The sequence below is a fragment of the Paraburkholderia sp. RL18-101-BIB-B genome, assembly GCF_046026985.1.
In the GTDB taxonomy this organism is placed as follows: domain Bacteria; phylum Pseudomonadota; class Gammaproteobacteria; order Burkholderiales; family Burkholderiaceae; genus Paraburkholderia.
The window spans coordinates 1-338 of sequence record NZ_JARESV010000225.1; the positions used below are offsets into that span (position 1 = coordinate 1).

A 338-nucleotide genomic window follows, 5' to 3' on the forward strand; every position below is an offset into this window, starting at 1 on the left:
ATAACGCTTGCAAGGCGGAGTTGGGCTCGCTAGAATCTCGCTCTTTCGTGCTCCGGACAGCGGGGCACGGGAGGCGGGAGAGCCAGCAGTGGCAAGGCTTTCAGCGAAGTGGGCAGGTTCAGGAAGTTGGAAAAAACCTGTTGACGACGTAGCGAAAGTTCTTCATAATCTCGTTTCTCTGCTGCTGATGCAGCGACGCAGAACGAAGCGGTGCCGGGTAGTTGTGATGTTGACGATGCGCGGTGCCGGTCCGGTGGTGAATGCGTAACCGATCTTTAAAAATTAACAGCCGATAAGTGTGGGCGCTTGATGCGCGACGCGAGGTGGATCCTTCGGGG

The 338-nt window shown here is 56.5% G+C and carries 1 protein-coding gene; it reads right to left on the bottom strand.

Annotated features, from left to right (window positions below):
- Positions 1-118: 118 nt before the first annotated feature.
- The coding region (locus tag P0D73_RS46840) for a hypothetical protein (RefSeq protein WP_408436575.1) at positions 119-338 on the bottom strand (220 nt) is incomplete at its 5' end.